Below are 18,376 nucleotides of genomic sequence, written 5' to 3'. Positions count from 1 at the left end.
GCGGCACCCACCCCCTCCGGACCGACGCGCGCCGGTCGAGCGACCCCGACCCACCCGACGAGTAGCCATCCCGCCCCCCACCCCGCAGAGGCACGCACCTGCGGGGCTTCAGGCATGTCCGAGCGCCCCACCGGCACGTCCGCTACCGTCTCGCCGCCCGAACGGTCCTCCCCGTAGGCACTCCTCCTCCGCAGGCACGGCCGCGTGTCACCCGCTGACGCCCGCCGGCCGCCGGCCGCCGCACGGCTGTCCGCTCACCGCGGCCCGGAGCGTCGCACGGGCGGCCCGACTCACGCCGGCGAGCGGACGAGCACCTCGGGGCCGAGCCAGCGGCAGGCGATCAGGGCGAGCTCGAGATCGAGCCGCTCCTCGCCGAGCGGCTTGCCGCGGGCCTCGACGGCGCGGTCGACGCGGTACTTCACGGTGTTCTTGTGCAGGTGGACCCGGGCGGCGGTGGCGACATAGCTCTCCCGCTCCTCGACGAACGCCAACAGGGTCTCCCGCAGGCGCGCGGCGCCGTCGGAGTCCGCGGCGAGGTCGCCGAGGGCGGCGAGGACGAGGCGCCGGGTGGCCGGCAGGTCGCGGGCGAGGAGGGCGGCGGCCCGGACGGTGGGCTCGGTGTAGCTGACGGCCTGGCCGGCGGGGTGCTGGCCGAGCTGAGCGACGTCCTGCGCCGCGACGGCACCGTCGTGGGTGGTGCGGAAGCCCGGCTCACCGGCGCCGGGCGGGCCGACCGCGACATGCACCTGGTCGTCGCCGGTCGCGAGCGCCTCGTCGACGCCGGCGAGGTCGACCTCGGCGGTGCGCCCGATCGGGAGCCAGGCCCAGGTGGTCTCACGGTCGCGGGGCACGAAGAGCGGCTGGCCCGCCGCGCCGATCCGCTCGGCGATCCGGGCGACGGTGCGCTCGACGGCCCCCAGGTCGGTGAGGCCGCCGGCGCCGGGCGCGGTCCACAGCACCAGGCCCAGATGGTGCTGGCGCAGGCGGTACCCCAGCGCGGCCTCGGTCGCGGCGAGGTCGAGCCGGTCGCCGCGCAGCAGCGCCTCGACCGTCTCGCGCTGGACCGCGCTGCGGTTGGCCAGCCACCGCTCACGCTCCTCCTGGTAGGCCAGGACGACGTCCTCGGAGACGGCGTCGATGTAGAGGAACGAGGTGTCGGTCAGCAGCTGCGCGGTCCGCAGCGCGAGGGTCGGGTCGGCGATGCCGCCGGTGATCTGGGCGTGCGCCCACTGCAGGATCAGCTGCTGGCCGATCCGGTACGCGCGCAGCAGGGCGCTGGGCGGCGTACCCCGCTGCGCCAGGCGCCGGGCGTACTCCACCGCCGCGGTGGGGGCGTGCACGTCCTTGACCTGCATGTGGCCCCGCATCAGGTGCACGAAGGTCTCGAGATTGGCGCCCGAGCTGCCGACGAGCAGCTCCACCAGCGCCGGGTCCGTCGGCAGCTCCGGGATCCGGTCGCGGAAGGCGTCGACCAGCTCGGCGGTCAGCTCGATCTGGCGCTCGGCGAGGAGCGCGGCGATCCCCTGGATCTCGGTCTCGGCGTCCGACACGGCCAGCCTCCTTTGGATCGTCGCACCAACCCGTGACGGCGGTCACGCCATGGTGCCAGACCTGAATGCCGCTCCGCCTTGGCCGCCGGAGCCCTCATCCGCGCCGGACTTTGGTCCTGGAGACCAAGAGCCACGGTCGGAGCCGGTCCTAGATTCCCCGCATGACCCTCGAGCGCCTCACCTGGCTGCCCTGGCTGCGTCCCGTGTCGTACGACGCCCGCCCGTGTGTCCGCGACGACCGGACCGAGCTCACCTACCGGGCCTTCGGCGACCGGGTGGACGCGGCGGCCCGTCAGTTCGCCGCCCTCGGCGTCACGCGCGGGTCGGTCGTCGCGGTGATGCTGCCCAACCGGGTCGAGCTGCTCGTCGCGATCATGGCCGCCTGGCGGCTCGGCGCGGCGGCGACGCCGGTCAACCCGACCTTCACCGCCGCCGAGGCCGGTCACCAGGTGGAGGACTCCGGTGCGGCGCTGGTCGTCGCCGCCGATCCCACGGTCCGGCTCGGCACCGCCACCACGCTCGACGTCGCCGACCTCGCCACCGAGCCGGACGACGCGAGCACGCTCCCGCCACCGCGCACCTCGACCGGCGACCTCGCGCTGCTGGTCTACACGAGCGGGTCGACCGGCCGCCCCAAGGGCGTCATGCTCGACCACGGGAACGTCGCGGCGATGATCTCCAGCATGGGCGAGGCCATCGGCATCGACGCCGACGACCACTGCCTGCTCGTCCTGCCGCTCTTCCACGTCAACGCGATCTGCGTCAGCTGGCTCACGCCCATGTCGGTGGGCGCGCAGCTCTCGGTGCTGCCGCGCTTCCACCCGGTGGAGTTCCTGGAGACGATCGAGCGGCTGCGTCCGACGTACTTCTCGGCGGTGCCGACGATCTACTCCCACCTGGTCGCGCTGCCGGTCGAGGTGCGGCCCGACGTGAGCTCGGTGCGCTTCGCGATCTGCGGCGCAGCGCCGGCGCCGCCGGAGCTGTTCGCGGCGGTGGAGCAGCGGTTCGGCTTCCCGCTGGTGGAGGGGTACGGCCTGTCGGAGGGCACCTGCGCGTCGACCTGCAACCCGGTCGACGGGCTGCGCAAGCCCGGCACCGTCGGTCCGGCGCTGCCCGGACAGCTGGTCGCGATCATGGCGCCCGACGGCACCCTGGTCCCGGCCGGCGAGCGGGGCGAGGTCGTCATCAAGGGCGCGAACGTGATGCGCGGCTACCTCAACCGACCGGAGGCGACCGCCGAGACCCTCGGCGACGGCTGGCTGCACACCGGCGACGTCGGGATCCTCGACGAGGACGGCTACCTGCGGATCGTGGACCGGATCAAGGACATGATCATCCGAGGCGGGGAGAACATCTACCCCAAGGAGATCGAGAACGTGCTGCACGCCGCCCCCGAAGTGCTCGAGGCGGCCGTGGTGGGCGGGCCGCACCCGGTCTACGGCGAGGTGGTGGTCGCCTTCGTGTCCGCGCGCCCCGACCGGACCATCGACGTCGACGCCCTGCTCGCGCGCTGCCGCGAGCAGCTCACGAAGATCAAGGTTCCGGTGGCGCTCCACGTGCTGGATGCTCTTCCCAAGAACCCCGTCGGCAAGATCGACAAGCCCGCGCTGCGGGCCCGACTGAGCGGAGCCTGACCATGGGATTCCTCAAGCCCGCGCCGGAGCCGATGCCGCCCGCGGAGTTCCTCGCCCTGCCGCTCCAGGAGCGGATCCGGGTGCTCAGCACCAACTGGGTGACCGAGGGCTTCAACACCCCGCGGATGCTGCACGTCGTCTACATCCTCAAGATGCTGGGGCTCTACTTCGCGGTGGGCCTGGCCATCACGTCGTGGACGACCGACCACGTGGCGTTCTCCGACCCGGCCACCTGGTTCGACAATGTCGTCGTCTACCAGAAGCTCGCCATCTGGCTGATGCTGCTCGAGGTGATCGGCCTCGGGGGCGCGTTCGGCCCCCTGTGCGGCCACTTCGTGCCGATGCTCGGCAACATCCGCTACTGGCTGCGCCCCGGCACCATCCGGATGGCCCCGTGGGGCCGTCGGGTCCCCCTCACCGGCGGCGACGAGCGGACCGTCGCCGACGTCGTCCTATACGTCGCGGTGCTGGCCAGCCTCGTCTACCCGCTCGTCGTGCACGCCGAGGCGGTGCCCTTCCTGCCCGCCGGGACCGGCCCGCAGGAGCTGGTGCCGCCGCTGGCCTTCCTCCCGATCCTGGTGACGATGCCGCTGATGGGCCTGCGCGACAAGGTCGTCTTCCTCGCCGCGCGCTCCGAGCAGTACCTGCCGATCATGCTGTTCTCGGCCACGCTGGGCGCGATCGCGCTGAGCGACAGCGCGACGGCGGCCGACTTCGTCAACCTCGTCGTCGCGTTCAAGATCATCATCTGCGTGGTGTGGATCGGGGCCGGCGTCTCCAAGATCGGCGAGCACTTCATCAACGTGGTGCCGCCTATGGTGTCCAACAGCCCCGGGCAGCTGAACGTCGTCAAGCGCCTCCACTATCGCAACGCGCCCGACGACATCCGGCCGTCGCGGCTCGCGTGGTTCATGGCCCACGTCGGCGGGACGACCGTGGAGATCATCATCCCGATCGTGCTGCTGGTGACGACCAACGACACCATCGCGCTGCTGGGGGCGGTCGCCATGCTGGTGTTCCACGTCTACATCACCTCGACGTTCCCCCTCGCCGTGCCACTCGAGTGGAACGTCTACTTCGGCTACATCGCGATCGTGCTGTGGGGCGGCTTCGGGGACGGGTTCGCCGCGTCGACGTACAACATCTGGGAGTTCTCCGAGCCGCTGCTGCTCCTGCCGATCTTCGCGCTCCTGCTGTTCGGTCCGGTGCTGGGCAACCTGCGCCCCGACCTGGTGTCCTTCCTCCCGTCGATGCGCCAGTACGCCGGCAACTGGGCCTCCGCGGTCTGGGCGATGCGGCCGGGCGTGGAGCAGCGGCTCAACGAGCTGCTGCTCGTCGAGGCCCAGACCGACCAGCTGCAGCGGATGCCGGGCATGACCTACACGGCCGACGAGGCCGAGATGACGGTCCAGAAGGCGCTCGCCTGGCGGTCCATGCACAGCCAGGGCCGTGGCCTGTTCTCGGTGCTCCGCGAGCACCTCGACGACCTCGAGAGCCGCGACGTCCGCGAGGGTGAGTTCATGTGCAACATCCTGGTCGGCTGGAACTTCGGCGACGGCCACCTGCACGACGAGCGGCTGGTCGCGGCGGTGCAGCGGCGCCTGGGCTTCGAGCCCGGCGACCTCGTCGTGGCCTACTGCGAGTCCCAGGCGACGCCCTGGCGGACCTCGCGGCCGCAGGAGTACCGCGTGATCGACGCGGCCCTCGGTGTCGTCGAGCGCGGGACCTGGGACGTGCGCGACTGCGTCGCGGAGCAGCCGTGGCTGCCCGACGGACCGGTGCCGCTGCGGACGACCTGGACGGCCACCGGCTACCGTCGACAGTCCACCCTCACCACCGGCAAGGATCCTGTGTCGTGACCACTGCCGTCGTCGTGGGCAGCGGCCCCAACGGGCTCGCCGCCGCGATCCACCTGGCCCGGGCCGGGCTGGCCGTCACCGTCGTCGAGGCGCACGACCGCCCCGGCGGCGGGACGCGGACCAGCGAGCTCACCCTGCCCGGGCTGCTCCACGACGACTGCGCGGCCTTCCATCCCACCGGGGTCGCCTCCCCGTTCTTCGCCTCGCTCGGCCTGGAGCGGCACGGCCTGCGCTGGCGGTGGCCCGAGGTCGAGCTCGCGCACCCGCTCGACGACGGCCGGGCCGGCCTCGCCACGCGCGACCTCGCCGCGTCGGCCGCCTCCCTCGGCGTCGACACAGACGCGTGGCAGCGGATGTTCGGGCCCGCGGTCCGGCGCTTCGACGACCTGATCGCCGAGGTGTTCCAGCCCGTCGTGCACCTCCCGCGGCACCCGGTCACGCTCGGCCGGTTCGGCCTCAAGGCGCTGCTGCCCGCGACCGTGCTCGGCCGTCGGTTCCGCGACGAGCCGGCCCGGGCGCTGTTCACCGGCGTCGCCGCGCACAAGTTCGGGCGCCTCGACCTGCCGCTCAGCGCCTCCGTCGGGCTGATGCTCGCCGCGGCCGCGCACGCCGTCGGCTGGCCGGTGGCCGAGGGCGGCACCGAGTCGATCACTCGGGCGCTGCTGGCCGAGCTGGCGTCGTACGGCGGCACCGTGGTCACGGGCGTGCGGGTCACCTCGCTCGACCAGCTGCGCGAGCTGACCGGCCGGGCACCCGACGTGGTGCTGCTCGACACCGCGCCGGCCGGCGTCCTGGAGATCGTCGGCGACCGGCTGCCCGGCCGGGTGCGCCGGGCGCTGGCGCGCTACACCTACGGGCCGGCCGCGTTCAAGGTCGACCTCGCGATCGAGGGCGACATCCCCTGGACCAACCCGGACTGCGGCCGGGCCGGCACCCTCCACCTCGGCGGTAGCGCGGCGGAGATCGCCGCCGTCGAGGCCGACACCGTGCGCGGGCGGATGCCGGAGCGGCCGTTCGTGCTGCTCGGCCAGCAATACCTCTGCGACCCGTCCCGCTCCGCCGGCGGCATCAACCCGATCTACGCCTACGCGCACGTCCCCCACGGGTACGCCGGCGACGCCACCGACGCGATCCTCGGCCAGATCGAGCGGTTCGCGCCGGGCTTCCGCGACCGGGTGCTCGCCGTGTCGACCCGTGGCGCGGCGGACTGGGAGGCCTACAACGCCAACTACGTCGGCGGCGACATCAGCGCCGGCGCCAACACCGCCCGCCAGATCGCCTTCCGTCCCCGCCCCGCGTTGAACCCCTACGTCCTGGGCGTCCCCGGCGTCTATCTCTGCTCGTCGGCCACGCCCCCCGGCGCGGGGGTGCACGGGATGGGCGGCTTCCACGCGGCCGAGGCGGCTCTGGCCCGGCTCAGCTGACGGCGTCCCGGCGTACCGCCCGGACCGCGGCGAGCGCCTTCGCGACACGGTCCGGGTCGTCGTAGCCCACCCAGGTGATCCGCGGATCGTTGCGCCACCAGGCCAGCTGCCGGCGGGCGAACTGGCGGGTCGCGATCACGGTCCGCCCGATCGCGTCCTCGACGCTCATCTCCCCCGCCAACACGGCGATCGCCTGGCGGTAGCCGATCGCGAGGGCGGCCGTGCGGCCCTCGGCGAGCCCCTGCGTCAGCAGCCGCTCCACCTCGGCGAGCAGACCGTCGTCGAACATCCGGCGCACCCGCGCCTCGATCCGGGCCTCCAGCACCTCCCGGTCGATCGCGACGCCGACCTGGACCGTGCGCGGGTCGGCGTACTCCTGGACAGGGAGGGTGGCGCTGAACGGGGCACCGGTGATCTCGATGACCTCGAGTGCGCGGACGACGCGGCGACCGTTCTCCGGCTCGATCCGCTCGGCCGCCGCCGGATCGAGCGCGCGCAGGCGGGTGTGCAGGGCCGGGGCGCCGACCTCGGCGAGCTCGGTCTCCAGCCGGGCGCGGACGCCCGCGTCGGTGCCGGGGAAGTCGAAGCGGTCCAGGATGGCGCGGGTGTAGAGCGCGGACCCGCCGACGAGGACGGGGGTCGCACCCCGCGCGCGGAGCGAGGCGATCGTCGCGCGGGCCCAGCCCTGGAACTCCGCGACCGTCGCCGGGTCGCGGACGTCGAGGGTGTCGAGCAGGTGGTGCGGGATCCCGCGGCGCTCGGCCGGCGGCAGCTTCGCCGTCCCGATGTCCATGCCGCGGTAGACCTGCATCGCGTCGGTGTTGACCACCTCGCCGTCGAGCACCTCGGCGAGATCCAGCGACAGTGCCGTCTTGCCGCTGGCCGTGGGGCCGACGATGGCCACGATCGGCGGCGTGGTGGACGTGCTCGGCATGGGATTAGTGTGGCAATGACCCCCACCCGGCGGCCCACTCGGGCCGGGACCGCGAGGAGCAGACGATGGGATTCCTGGACAGGCTGAAGGGCGCCAAGGACACCGTCACCGAGAAGGTCGGTGACGCGGTCGACAAGCACGGCGACAAGATCGAGTCCGGTCTCGACAAGGCGGCCGGCTTCGTCGACCAGAAGACCGGCGGCAAGTACCACGACAAGATCGAGAGCGCCACGGGCAAGGCCAAGGACGCGCTCGACAAGCTCGACGGCCCCGACCAGGGCCCCGACCAGGACCCCGGTACGCCGCCCGGCGGCGTCACCCCGCCGACGCCCTGATCCTCTAGGGTGTGGCCGGTGGCCCAAGGCGGGCCGTCGCACTCACACCTTTGGGGGTTTCTCGTGGGCTTTCTCGATGACGCCAAGGACAAGCTGACCGACGCCGTCGACAAACAGGGCGACAAGATCGGCGACGCGGTGGACAAGGCCGCCGACTTCGCCTCCGACAAGACCGGCGGCAAGTTCGACGACAAGATCGAGCTGGGTGCCGACAAGGCCAAGGACGCCCTCGACTCGCTCGACGGCAAGAACGACGACATCAACTGACCGGCCCGCGGGCCCGGCGACGACCTAGAGAACGAGCACCTCGGTGACCGTCCAGGACCCCACGACCGGCAGGACCAGGTTCGTGGTGGTCCCCGCCTCCTACGTCTTCCTGCTGCGGGAGACCGGCGACGGGGACCCTGCGGGCACCGAGGTGCTCCTGCAGCTGCGCCGCAACACCGGCTTCATGGACGGCCACTGGGCCGCCGCGGCGGCCGGACACGTCGAGCGCGGCGAGACCGCCGAGGCCGCCGCGCGCCGGGAGGCGCTCGAGGAGATCGCGGTGACCGACCTCGACCTCACCTTCGCCACGGCGATGCAGCGCACCGCCCGCGGCCTGCCGATCGACGAGCGGATCGACTTCTTCTTCACCGCCCGCTCGTGGTCCGGCGAGCCTCGCATCGTCGAGCCCGTCAAGTGCGCCGACCTGCGCTGGTTCCCCCTCTCCGGACTGCCCGAGCCCGTCGTACCGCACGAGGCGGTCGTCCTCGCCGGGCTGCGCTCCGGCGACCTGCCCGGTCTCACCCACCACGGGTTCTGAGCCGCCTCGGAGCCGCCTCTGAGCGCGGTTGAAACCGGCCGGCCCGGATACCGCTCACTCAGGTGCTCCCGACCCACGAGGGAGGAGAGTCATGAGCAAGGACGAGGAGGGCGGCCTGCCACCCGCACCCACCCCGGTCGCCGAGCCGCCCGCGCCGCCGCCGGGAGGTCCGCACCGGATCGAGGGGGTCGGTGGCGACGGGGCCTACAGCACCGTGCCGCGGGACCCGCGTCCCGCCGACAACCCCGCCACCGACGACGAGCTGCCCGCGGAGACGGTCACGCCCCAGGACACCGACACCGAGGCCACCAAGGGGAATCCGGAGGTGCCTCCGGAGCGCGAGTCACCCGCGTAGGCGCCGGGGCTCCGCACCCAGGCCACGTCCTGCGCCGGCAGGTGCTCCCGGTCAGCCGCAGACGGGTGCGTCGGGCAGCGGTGCCGGGACGCCGACCGACGGCATCCCGAGGCCGACGCCCTTCGGCGCGACCGGCTCGGCGGTGCGCCGCTCCCAGGCGTCTCCGGAGCGGGTACGCCGCAGCGCGCGCACCGGCCCGTCCGCGACCAGGTGGTGCGGCGCGGCGTAGGTGACCTCCACGGTGACCATGTCGCCCGGCCGCGGCTCGCCGTCGATGCGCGTGAAGTCCGCCTCGAAGTGGACGAGCCGGTTGTCGGGGGCACGGCCGGACAGCCGGCGGGTCGCGGCGTCCTTGCGCCCCTCGCCCTCGGCGACCATCAGCTCGAGCTCGCGTCCGACGAGCCGCTTGTTCTCGTCCCAGGTGATCTCGTTGACCAGCTCGACGAGCCGGTTGTAGCGGTCGGTCACCTCGGCCTGCGGCACCTGGTCGTCGAGCTCGGCGGCCGGGGTGCCGGGGCGCTTGGAGTACTGGAAGGTGAAGGCGCCGGCGAAGCGGGCCTCCCGCACGACCTTGAGGGTCTCCTGGAAGTCCTCCTCGGTCTCGCCGGGGAAGCCCACGATGATGTCGGTGGTGATCGCGGCGTCGGGCAGCGCGGCGCGCACCCGCTCGATGATCCCGAGGAACCGCTCCTGCCGGTAGGACCGGCGCATGTCCTTGAGGACCTTCGACGAGCCGGACTGCAGGGGCATGTGCAGGCTGGGCATCACGTTCGGGGTCTCGGCCATCGCCTCGATGACGTCGTCGGTGAACTCCGCCGGGTGCGGGCTGGTGAACCGGACCCGCTCCAGTCCGTCGATGGCGCCGCAGGCGCGCAGCAGCTTGGAGAACGCCTGCCGGTCGCCGAACTCCACGCCGTAGGCGTTGACGTTCTGGCCGAGCAGGGTGATCTCCGAGACGCCCTCGGCGACCAGCGCCTCGATCTCGGCGAGGATCTCACCGGGGCGGCGGTCCTTCTCCTTGCCCCGCAGGCTCGGCACGATGCAGAACGTGCAGGTGTTGTTGCAGCCCACGCTCACCGACACCCAGGCGGCGTACGCCGACTCGCGCTTGGTCGGCAACGTCGACGGGAACACCTCCAGCGACTCGAGGATCTCGACCTGCGCCTCGTGCTGGCTGCGGGCCCGGTCGAGCAGCGCCGGCAGGGAGCCGATGTTGTGGGTGCCGAACACGACGTCCACCCACGGCGCCCTCTTCACGACGGTGTCGCGGTCCTTCTGGGCCATGCAGCCGCCCACCGCGATCTGCATCCCGGGCCGCTTCGCCTTGACCGGCGCCAGGTGCCCGAGGTTGCCGTAGAGCCGGTTGTCGGCGTTCTCCCGCACGGCGCAGGTGTTGAACACGACGATGTCGGCGCAGTCGGCCTGCCCGTCCGCGGCGTCCTTGTCGAAGGGGAGGTAGCCGGCGTCCTCGAGGAGCCCCGAGAGACGCTCGGAGTCGTGGACGTTCATCTGGCAGCCGTAGGTGCGGACCTCGTAGGTCCGGGGCTGTTCTGCGGTGGCGCTCATGACCGCTCCAGGGTACGAGCGTGGAGGTTCATCCCGGAAACCGGAGGACCGGCGGCGCCCGTGCGGCCGGACCCGGCCGGGCCCGAAGGTTTTACCTCCACCTCGCGGCGGCAACACGATCGGCCGGCTGATCGAAACGTGGTGGAAACCGGGGCTCGCGAGGGTTCTCACGCCGAGCTGCATCCGTAGCCCCTCTCGGGCGGCGCTCGTGTCGCCAAGCAGGAAGTCCTCCATGTCACCACTGTTCCGCCGGTCCCGGCGGGCTGCGGCAGCGCTCACACTGCCGTTGTCCCTCGCCGTTCTTGTCCCGATGTCCCCGCTCCCTCCCGCCGGCGCCGCCCCGACGGATCCGACGAGTGCGGCGGCTCCCGGCCAGGTCGCCGACGGCGACGGCTGGTCCGTCACCACCGCGCCGGGCGGCTACGAGGTGACCGTCGAGCTGGACCGGCGCCTGCCGGTCGTGTCCGACGCCCCGACCATCGAGGTCGACGGCACGTCCATCGGCATCGCCATGGAGTCCGCCGACGGTCTGTCCCTGACCGCCTTCACCACCGATCCCTCCGTCGCCGGCGCCACCGAGGTCGAGCCGGGCTGGGCGAGCCGCTCGACGGCTGCCGCGGCCGCCGCACCCGCCGAGGAGGTGCTGCCCGCGGCCGCCCTCGCCGCCGCCCTGGAGGAGGACCCGTCGGCGCCCGGCGCCTACGACTGGACCGAGTCGATCTACAAGTTCGGCGACCAGGCCGTCGACCTCGCGGCGATCGGTGGGGTCCGCGGCGAGGTGGAGGGCAAGCTCTACCTGCCCACGACCGGCGGCGAGCGTCCCGTCGTGCTGCTGCTGCACGGTCGCCACACGTCGTGCTACGGGACCAGCCCCAACCCGCTGCGGTGGCCCTGCTCGGCCACGCAGAAGTCGATCCCCAGCTATCTCGGGTACGACGGCACGGCGCGCGCGCTCGCGAGCAACGGCTACGCGGTGGTCTCCATCTCCGCCAACGCGATCAACTCCAACGACAACCAGCTGGCCGCCGACCAGGGCGCCCAGGCCCGGGGCCAGCTGATCCTGGACACCCTCGACCTGCTGGAGGACGCCAACGCCGGCCGGCCGGTCAGCCTCCACGACGCCGCGACCGACGCCGACGTGACCCTCGCCGAGGCGCTGGTCAAGGGCACCGCGGCGCTCGCCGAGCGGGCGGACGGCTTCGTGACGCCGCCTGACGCCCTCGACGTCGTGACGCCGGCGGACCTCGCCGGCCGGTTCGACCTCGACCACGTCGGCATGATGGGCCACTCCCGCGGCGGTGAGGGCGTCACCTCGGCGACGGTCCTCAACACCCTGCGTGAGAGGCCCTTCGGCATCGAGTCGATCCTGCCGCTGGCGCCGGTCGACTTCGGTCGGATGACCGTGCCGGACGTGGCGATGAATGTCGTCCTCCCCTACTGCGACGGCGACGTCTCCAACCAGCAGGGCCAGCACATGCTGGACGACTCGCGGTACGCGTTCGGCGACGACTCGCTGCGCTCGGGGACCTGGGTGATGGGCGCGAACCACAACTTCTTCAACACGGTGTGGACCCCGGGCGTCTACCTGAACGCGGTCAGCGACGACTGGAGCGGCAGCACCGCGCGTCGTACCGAGCCGATCTGCGGCACCGACCCGTCGGTCGCGGACACCTCGATCCGGCTGACGCCACAGGAGCAGTACGACCTCGGCACCGTCTACATGACCGCGTGGTTCCGGCTGACGATGGGCGGCGAGGAGCAGTTCCTGCCGATGTTCGACGGCACCGGCGCCGTGCCGGAGGTGCTCGGTGACGAGGACGTGCGCACGCAGGCCACGGCCCCGTCCTCGGCCCGCTCGACCATCGCCTCGTTCGAGTCCGCGAGCTCGCTGATCCGCACCACCGGGGCGGCCACGGCGACCGTCTGCGCCAGCCTCGCCGGCCGCACCGTCGGCCAGGATCTCGCCCCCTGTGCCAGCAGCGCCATGGGCTCCTCGACGGTCCCGCACTGGACGCCCGCGAGCAACGGCGGCAACGTCCCGGCGACGCCCGCGACGCTGCTGAGCTGGACGGGCCCCGCCGACGACCTCCGGGTCACCGTCCCCGCGGGCAGGCGCGACGCCTCCGGCCACGACCGGCTCAGCGTGAAGCTGATGGCCGGCGAGTCCGTCGCCGTCGACACGGACCTGACCCTCACCGTCGTCGACGGCGCCGGCGCGACGTGGAGCTCGCCGGTGAGCGCACTCAACCCGCAGGCCCTGGTGCGGCTGCCGTCCTCGGCCACCTCGACCGGCACGACCTATCTGAAGAAGCTGGTCCTCCAGCAGGTCGTGGCGCCGGTCGCCGACATCGCCGCCGGCGGCGTGGACGTGACCGACGTCCGCGAGATCCGGTTCACCGGCGCCGCCGGCAGCGACGGCTCGACCTCCGGCTCGGCGTACCTGTCCGACCTGGCGTTCGAGCGCTCGGCCGTCGGCACGCCGGCGCCCGGGGCCGAGCCCACGCTGGACGTCTACGCACCGTACGTCGACGAGGGCGACGGTCCCGGCACCTACGACCTCGCCGTGGTGCTGGACAAGCCGGCCACGACCCCGGTCACCGGCTACGCGTCGCTGCTGGGCTCGACGTCGAGCCGCGCCGGCGCCGCGATGGAGAAGGTCACCTTCGCCCCCGGCGAGACGTGCAAGGTCGTGACGGCCACGCTCAACGGCGACCTGCTCGCCGGCGCCACCAACGGCACCAGCCTGAAGGCCAGCGTGATCAACACGCGCGGCGCCGTCATGGGGCGCAAGGCGATCGTGTTCACCACCGTCCGCGAGGACGACGGCGTCACGAACGGCAGTCCGCTGCCGCCGTACGGCGTGCCGGGCGACGTGTGCGCCGAGTACGCCTCGGTCGGCGAGGTCGGCACCGTGACCGCCAGCGACAGCACCCCCGTCCCGGGCGACGTGGTCACGCTGGAGGCGGACGGCTTCCGCGCCGGGGAGTCGGTGACCTTCACCCCGGCCGGCGTCGCACCCGTCACGGCCGTGGCGGACTCCGACGGCGTCGCCACGGCGGCGCTGACCGTGCCGGCGGACGTGACCCGCGGCGTCATCGAGGTGACGGCGCTGGCGGCGGCCACGGGACGTGAGGCGCGGGGCACGTTCTCGGCGCTGGACGCCACCAGCACCGAGCTCGCCTGGACGCCGGAGGAGATCGCGATCAACCGGCCCTTCGGCCTGGTCGCGACGGTCAGCGGTCCCGACCGGGCGGGCACGGTGGAGTTCTTCGACGGCACCACCTCGCTCGGCTCGGCCCCGACGGCCGACGGGGTGGCGACCCTGGCGGTGCCCGGGCTGAAGGCCGGGACCCACCGGCTGACCGCCGTGTTCGGCCAGACGGCCACTGCGCAGGCCTCGACGTCGAACGTCGTCACCTTCGGGCTCAGCCGCGGCGAGTCGGCGATCGCGCTCTCGCTCTCCACCGGCTCGGCGTCGTACGGCACGGCGTCGACGGCCACGGTGCTGGTCCCCGGCGGCGCGGGCGGCTCGGTCACCGTCGCCGTCGACGGACTCGCCAGCAGCCACCCCGTGCCCGCGGACGGCACGGTCGTGGTCCCCCTGCCCGCGACGCTCGCCGTCGGCGACCACACCGTCAGCGCCGCCTTCTCCGGCACCGACGAGCTGGCTGCCGGCGGACCGGTCGCCGCGACCTATCGGGTCACCAGGGCGACGGTCGGCCTGGAGGCGACCACCAAGTCCGCGGTGCGCCGGGGCAAGAGGCTGGCGGTGACCGTCCGTGCCGACGGCCCGGTCGCCGGCACCGCACTGGTCCAGGTCGCCATCGGCAACGGCGCGTTCACGACCCGTGGTCAGGTCGCGCTCACCGGGGCACCGGCCGCCGTGAAGGTGAAGGTGCCCCGGTCGAAGAAGGCGCGGAGGGCCGCGTTCGTCCGGGTGCGCGTCGTGCTCCCGGCCGGCGAGACCCACCACGAGGCGACGTCGCCGGTGGCGGTGGTCGCCCTGCGCTGATCCTCGGCGACTCACCGGCGACCGCGGCCCCGGGATCCACGATCCCGGGGCCGCGGCGCGCCTTCTCCCCTCCGATTAGAGTCGGGACCATGCCTGAGACCGTCTCCCCCGGCTTCGTCGCCCGCAACAACGAGGTGATCGGCAGCGTGCTGAGCATCCTCGCGCTGCTCGCCTCGGTCGGCATGGGCGCCGGGCTGATGTTCGGGACGGGCACCCGCGGGGTCTCGGCGATCCTCACCGTGCTCACGGTGGCCGGTGGCGCCTTCACGCTGCTGCTGCTCGCGCTCGGGGCCATGCTGCGCTCCTCGACCCCGGCCGAGCAGTGGGACCGCGAGGAGACCGCCTGGCGCGCCGAGCGTGGACTGGACCCGCTCACCGACGCCGACCACGCGGCGTCGGCGAAGGCGCGGCGCCAGGCCGCCCTGCTCGCCGTCCTCGCGCTGCTCGTCGGTCTCGCCCTCAGCGTGCTGCCCGACATGTTCTGAGGGCCGCCCGCCGGGTGTCACAACTTGGTCTCGGCGGCAGGTGGCTCTAGCCGAGAGCGGTGACTCGGGACTAGCGTCCCAGCGTATGACCGTGACCGATGACGCTCCGGTTGGCAGCAGCACCCGCCGCGCGGGCGAGCCCCTCGTCGAGCTCGTCGGCGTACAGAAGCACTACGGCGGACTCCACGTCCTCCAGGACATCGACCTGACCGTCGACCGCGGCGAGGTCGTCGTCGTGATCGGACCGTCCGGGTCCGGCAAGTCCACGCTGTGCCGGACGATCAACCGGCTCGAGCCGATCGACGACGGCCGGATCCTCGTCGACGGCGCTCCCCTGCCCCAGGAGGGCCGGGCGCTCGCCCGCCACCGCGCCGACGTCGGGATGGTCTTCCAGAGCTTCAACCTCTTCGCCCACAAGACGATCCTCCAGAACGTCACGCTGGGCCCGATCAAGGTGCGCGGCCTCGCGAGGGCCGAGGCGGAGACGCGTGCGCGCGAGCTGCTCGACCGGGTCGGCGTCGCCCAGCAGGCCGACAAGTACCCCGCCCAGCTCTCCGGTGGACAGCAGCAGCGCGTCGCCATCGCCCGCGCGCTCGCCATGGAGCCGAAGGTGATGCTCTTCGACGAGCCCACCTCCGCGCTCGACCCCGAGATGATCAAGGAGGTGCTGGACGTCATGGTCGATCTCGCCGAGCGCGGGATGACCATGATCGTGGTGACCCACGAGATGGGATTCGCGCGGACCGCCGCCAATCGAGTCGTCTTCATGGCCGACGGCCGCATCCTCGAGACGACCGATCCCGAGACCTTCTTCACGAACCCGGAGAGCGACCGGGCCAAGGACTTCCTCGGCAAGATCCTCAAACACTAGAAGGAGAAGCGCATGCGACTGACCAGACTGAAGGTGGCCGCGGCCGCCGTACTCGTGGCGTCGACGCTCGCCGCATGTGGTGACGCCGGCGACGACGACGACAAGGGCATCGACGTCGACGTCCAGGACAACGCCGCCGAGGAGTTCGACACCGGCACCCGGATGCGCGAGCTCGCCGACGCCGGCTCCATCAAGATCGGCGTCAAGTACGACCAGCCGGGCATCGGCTTCAAGGGCGCCACCGACGACACCCCCGTCGGCTTCGACCCGGAGATCGGCAAGATCCTCGCCGCCGACCTGGGCATCGCACCGGAGGACATCGACTGGGTCGAGACCATCTCGGCCAACCGCGAGGCCTTCCTCCAGGAGGGCGAGGTCGACCTGGTCATCGCGTCCTACTCGATCACCGACGAGCGCAAGCAGGTCGTCGGCCAGGCGGGTCCCTACTACGTCACCGGCCAGCAGCTGCTGGTGAAGTCCGACAGCGACATCGCCTCGCTCGAGGACGTGAAGGGCACCGAGGTGTGCTCGGTGACCGGATCGACCTCGCTGGCCAACATCGAGGCCGAGGGCGCCACGCCCCGCGGCTTCGACACCTACTCCGAGTGCGTCGACCAGGTCCTCAACGGCACGGTCGACGCGATGACGACCGACGGCGCGATCCTGCTCGGCTACGCCGCCGAGCATCCCGACGAGCTCAAGGTCGTCGTCGACCCGTTCTCCGAGGAGCGCTACGGCGTCGGCTACTCGCTCGACAGCCCGGAGATGTGCGAGTGGATCGTCGAGACGATCGAGGACGCCCAGGAGGACGGCGACTGGGCCGAGGCGTTCGAGGTCACGCTCGGCAAGTCCGGTGTCGAGACGCCCGAGCCGCCGACGATGGACCCCTGCCCCTGATGCGCGACTGACCGGCGGTCCCGGCGCCCGGAACACGGCGCCGGGACCGCGGCCCACCGCAGCGGTCCGTCCCGAGCCCGAGAGGAGCACCCGTACGTGGAGGACGTGTTCTCGAACTTCGACCTGGTGCTGAAGGCCTTCTGGACGACCGTGCAGCTGGCCGTGCTCTCCGGAGCGGTGGCCATGGTGCTCGGCACCCTCCTCGCCGCGCTGCGCGTGGGTCCGATCTCGGTCCTGCGCGGGCTCGCGGCGACCTATGTGACCCTGGTCCGCAACACACCGCTGCTGGTGGTCTGCGTCTTCGTCTTCTTCGCCGCCCCCAACCTCGGGCTCCTCGTGGGAGCGCCGTTCCTGCTCAAGGGCACGATCGCGGTCAGTCTCTACACGACGCCGTTCGTCGCCGAGGCGATCCGCTCCGGGGTCAACGCGGTGCCCCTCGGCCAGGCGGAGGCGGCGCGGGCGATCGGGATGACCTTCGCGCAGAACATGCGCCACGTCGTGCTTCCCCAGGCGTTCCGCGCCTCGGTGCCGCCGTTGGCGAGCACCCTCATCGCGATGACCAAGAACACCTCGGTCGTCGCGGTCTTCGGCATCATGGAGGCCACCGCGCGGATGAGGTACTTCGTCAACCGCAACGCCGACGACACGATCTTGATCTTCGTCGTCTTCGCCCTCGGCTACATCATCCTCGTCGAGCTCATCTCGGTGGCCGCGGTCGGCCTCGAACGGCGCTGGAAGGCGGCCCGCTGATGACCGGATCGGTTCTCTTCGACGCGCCGGGACCGCGCACGATCGCCCGGCACCGGGTCTACGGCGTGGTGACCGTGCTCGCCATCCTGGCCGGGATCGTCAGCCTGGTCGCGTTCATGAACGCCGAGGGCGAGCTGGCCTACGAGAAGTGGGAGCAGTTCGTCACGCCGAAGTACGTCGAGGCGCTCCTCGTCGACGGGCTGCTCAAGACCCTGCAGATGGCGTTCACCTCGATCGTCCTCGCGGTGGTCTTCGGCGTGGTCTTCGGCGTCGGCAAGCTCTCCGACCACCGCCCGGTGCGCTGGGCGTGCACGCTGGTGGTGGAGTTCTTCCGCGCAGTGCCGGTCCTGCTGCTGATGATCTTCATCTTCTTCAGCTGGGGCGTGGGCGACGGCTTCGGTCCCTACTGGTCGGTGGTCTTCGCCCTCACGCTCTACAACGGCTCGGTCCTGGCGGAGGTGTTCCGCGCCGGCGTCCTCGCCGTGCCGAAGGGCCAGGCCGAGGCGGCCTACGCGATCGGGATGCGCAAGACCCAGGTGATGAACCTCGTCCTGCTGCCGCAGGCCGTGAAGATCATGCTGCCGGCGATCATCAGCCAGTGCGTGGTGGCGCTGAAGGACACCAGCCTGGGCTACTACATCATCGCGCCGGGCCTGACCTACATCGGCAAGGCGATGTGGACCGAGTTCCCGGGCACCCACCTGCAGACCGCGATCGTGCTGTCGTTCCTCTACATCTCGGTCAACCTGGTGCTGACGGCGATCGCCACCTGGGTGCAGCGGAGGTTCGTCGGCGAGCACCGGCGACTCGACGTCGGGATGACCGCGCTGACCGGCCTGTCCACCCACGGCGAGAACACCGGGGGTGGCGCCGGCATCGGCCCCGGCAGCGTCTGAGCG

Annotated in this window: 16 protein-coding genes; 13 read left to right on the top strand and 3 right to left on the bottom strand. The window is 72.3% G+C overall.

Features of this window, described 5'->3' with window-relative positions; genetic code table 11:
* Window positions 1–290: 290 nt before the first annotated feature.
* A complete protein-coding gene (locus tag ACPZVR_RS03650; protein WP_436698205.1) occupies window positions 291–1,550 on the bottom strand; it encodes a PucR family transcriptional regulator in 1,260 nt (419 codons plus the stop codon).
* 161 nt (window positions 1,551–1,711) lie between these two features.
* On the opposite strand from ACPZVR_RS03650, the gene ACPZVR_RS03645 reads away from it, so the two are divergent.
* The 3 genes from ACPZVR_RS03645 to ACPZVR_RS03635 are packed head-to-tail and all read left to right on the top strand — an operon-like array spanning window position 1,712 to window position 6,467.
* Window positions 1,712–3,184: a class I adenylate-forming enzyme family protein gene (locus ACPZVR_RS03645; RefSeq protein WP_436698204.1), complete on the top strand. Its 1,473-nt coding sequence runs from the start codon at window positions 1,712–1,714 to the stop codon at window positions 3,182–3,184.
* A gap of 2 nt (window positions 3,185–3,186) precedes the next feature.
* Window positions 3,187–5,043 carry a DUF3556 domain-containing protein gene (locus tag ACPZVR_RS03640; RefSeq protein ID WP_436698203.1) on the top strand — a complete coding sequence of 619 codons (1,857 nt, stop codon included), beginning with the start codon at window positions 3,187–3,189 and terminating at the stop codon, window positions 5,041–5,043.
* On the top strand, window positions 5,040–6,467 hold the full coding sequence (locus ACPZVR_RS03635; RefSeq protein ID WP_436698202.1) for a phytoene desaturase family protein: 1,428 nt from the start codon (window positions 5,040–5,042) through the stop codon (window positions 6,465–6,467). The genes ACPZVR_RS03640 and ACPZVR_RS03635 overlap by 4 nt, the downstream gene beginning before the upstream one ends.
* On the opposite strand, the gene miaA is transcribed toward ACPZVR_RS03635, so the two are convergent.
* Complete coding sequence (miaA, locus tag ACPZVR_RS03630; RefSeq protein ID WP_436698201.1) at window positions 6,460–7,401, bottom strand: tRNA (adenosine(37)-N6)-dimethylallyltransferase MiaA; 942 nt, start codon at window positions 7,399–7,401, stop codon at window positions 6,460–6,462. The two genes, ACPZVR_RS03635 and miaA, sit on opposite strands and share 8 nt — an antisense overlap.
* A gap of 65 nt (window positions 7,402–7,466) precedes the next feature.
* On the opposite strand from miaA, the gene ACPZVR_RS03625 reads away from it, so the two are divergent.
* From ACPZVR_RS03625 to ACPZVR_RS03610, 4 genes are all read left to right on the top strand, one after another.
* Entirely contained in the window at window positions 7,467–7,736 is a 270-nt protein-coding gene (locus tag ACPZVR_RS03625; protein WP_436698200.1) for an antitoxin, read from the top strand.
* Between the two features lie 63 nt (window positions 7,737–7,799).
* On the top strand, window positions 7,800–8,003 hold the full coding sequence (locus ACPZVR_RS03620) for an antitoxin (protein WP_282403162.1): 204 nt from the start codon (window positions 7,800–7,802) through the stop codon (window positions 8,001–8,003).
* Between the two features lie 43 nt (window positions 8,004–8,046).
* Window positions 8,047–8,541: an NUDIX domain-containing protein gene (locus ACPZVR_RS03615; protein WP_436698199.1), complete on the top strand. Its 495-nt coding sequence runs from the start codon at window positions 8,047–8,049 to the stop codon at window positions 8,539–8,541.
* A 91-nt stretch (window positions 8,542–8,632) separates the two neighbouring features.
* On the top strand, window positions 8,633–8,896 hold the full coding sequence (locus ACPZVR_RS03610) for a hypothetical protein (protein WP_436698198.1): 264 nt from the start codon (window positions 8,633–8,635) through the stop codon (window positions 8,894–8,896).
* 51 nt (window positions 8,897–8,947) lie between these two features.
* Here the strand turns inward: ACPZVR_RS03610 and miaB are convergent, their stop codons facing one another.
* Entirely contained in the window at window positions 8,948–10,462 is a 1,515-nt protein-coding gene (gene miaB / locus ACPZVR_RS03605) for a tRNA (N6-isopentenyl adenosine(37)-C2)-methylthiotransferase MiaB (protein ID WP_436698197.1), read from the bottom strand.
* Between the two features lie 310 nt (window positions 10,463–10,772).
* Here miaB and ACPZVR_RS03600 point away from each other — a divergent pair, with 310 nt between their 5' ends.
* The 6 genes from ACPZVR_RS03600 to ACPZVR_RS03575 all read left to right on the top strand — a co-directional run bounded on the left by ACPZVR_RS03600 (window position 10,773) and on the right by ACPZVR_RS03575 (window position 18,373).
* Window positions 10,773–14,474, top strand: a complete 3,702-nt coding sequence (locus ACPZVR_RS03600; protein ID WP_436698196.1) for an Ig-like domain repeat protein — start codon at window positions 10,773–10,775, stop codon at window positions 14,472–14,474.
* An 89-nt stretch (window positions 14,475–14,563) separates the two neighbouring features.
* Complete coding sequence (locus ACPZVR_RS03595) at window positions 14,564–14,959, top strand: hypothetical protein (RefSeq protein ID WP_436698195.1); 396 nt, start codon at window positions 14,564–14,566, stop codon at window positions 14,957–14,959.
* An 85-nt stretch (window positions 14,960–15,044) separates the two neighbouring features.
* Entirely contained in the window at window positions 15,045–15,830 is a 786-nt protein-coding gene (locus ACPZVR_RS03590; protein WP_436698194.1) for an amino acid ABC transporter ATP-binding protein, read from the top strand.
* Window positions 15,831–15,842: 12 nt separating this feature from the next.
* Entirely contained in the window at window positions 15,843–16,727 is an 885-nt protein-coding gene (locus tag ACPZVR_RS03585) for a glutamate ABC transporter substrate-binding protein (protein ID WP_436698193.1), read from the top strand.
* Between the two features lie 96 nt (window positions 16,728–16,823).
* Window positions 16,824–17,477: an amino acid ABC transporter permease gene (locus ACPZVR_RS03580; RefSeq protein ID WP_436698192.1), complete on the top strand. Its 654-nt coding sequence runs from the start codon at window positions 16,824–16,826 to the stop codon at window positions 17,475–17,477.
* The gene (locus ACPZVR_RS03575) at window positions 17,477–18,373 is read left to right on the top strand and encodes an amino acid ABC transporter permease (protein ID WP_436698191.1); all 897 of its coding nucleotides are present in this window, start codon (window positions 17,477–17,479) and stop codon (window positions 18,371–18,373) included. The genes ACPZVR_RS03580 and ACPZVR_RS03575 overlap by 1 nt, the downstream gene beginning before the upstream one ends.
* Window positions 18,374–18,376: the final 3 nt, after the last annotated feature.

Source organism: Nocardioides segetis, assembly GCF_051390595.1.
Lineage (GTDB): Bacteria > Actinomycetota > Actinomycetes > Propionibacteriales > Nocardioidaceae > Nocardioides.
Note: the sequence above shows the minus strand (reverse complement) of the source record. Positions and strands in the feature narration are given on the sequence as shown.

What these genes read in the sequence shown, in the direction of transcription:
- ACPZVR_RS03610 (WP_436698198.1), top strand. Translation starts at nt 8,633, where the DNA reads ATGAGCAAGGACGAGGAGGGCGGCCTGCCACCCGCACCCACCCCGGTC.
- miaA (WP_436698201.1), bottom strand. Translation starts at nt 7,401, where the DNA reads ATGCCGAGCACGTCCACCACGCCGCCGATCGTGGCCATCGTCGGCCCC.
- ACPZVR_RS03640 (WP_436698203.1), top strand. Translation starts at nt 3,187, where the DNA reads ATGGGATTCCTCAAGCCCGCGCCGGAGCCGATGCCGCCCGCGGAGTTC.
- ACPZVR_RS03575 (WP_436698191.1), top strand. Translation starts at nt 17,477, where the DNA reads ATGACCGGATCGGTTCTCTTCGACGCGCCGGGACCGCGCACGATCGCC.
- ACPZVR_RS03625 (WP_436698200.1), top strand. Translation starts at nt 7,467, where the DNA reads ATGGGATTCCTGGACAGGCTGAAGGGCGCCAAGGACACCGTCACCGAG.
- miaB (WP_436698197.1), bottom strand. Translation starts at nt 10,462, where the DNA reads ATGAGCGCCACCGCAGAACAGCCCCGGACCTACGAGGTCCGCACCTAC.
- ACPZVR_RS03595 (WP_436698195.1), top strand. Translation starts at nt 14,564, where the DNA reads ATGCCTGAGACCGTCTCCCCCGGCTTCGTCGCCCGCAACAACGAGGTG.
- ACPZVR_RS03590 (WP_436698194.1), top strand. Translation starts at nt 15,045, where the DNA reads ATGACCGTGACCGATGACGCTCCGGTTGGCAGCAGCACCCGCCGCGCG.
- ACPZVR_RS03585 (WP_436698193.1), top strand. Translation starts at nt 15,843, where the DNA reads ATGCGACTGACCAGACTGAAGGTGGCCGCGGCCGCCGTACTCGTGGCG.
- ACPZVR_RS03645 (WP_436698204.1), top strand. Translation starts at nt 1,712, where the DNA reads ATGACCCTCGAGCGCCTCACCTGGCTGCCCTGGCTGCGTCCCGTGTCG.
- ACPZVR_RS03600 (WP_436698196.1), top strand. Translation starts at nt 10,773, where the DNA reads ATGTCCCCGCTCCCTCCCGCCGGCGCCGCCCCGACGGATCCGACGAGT.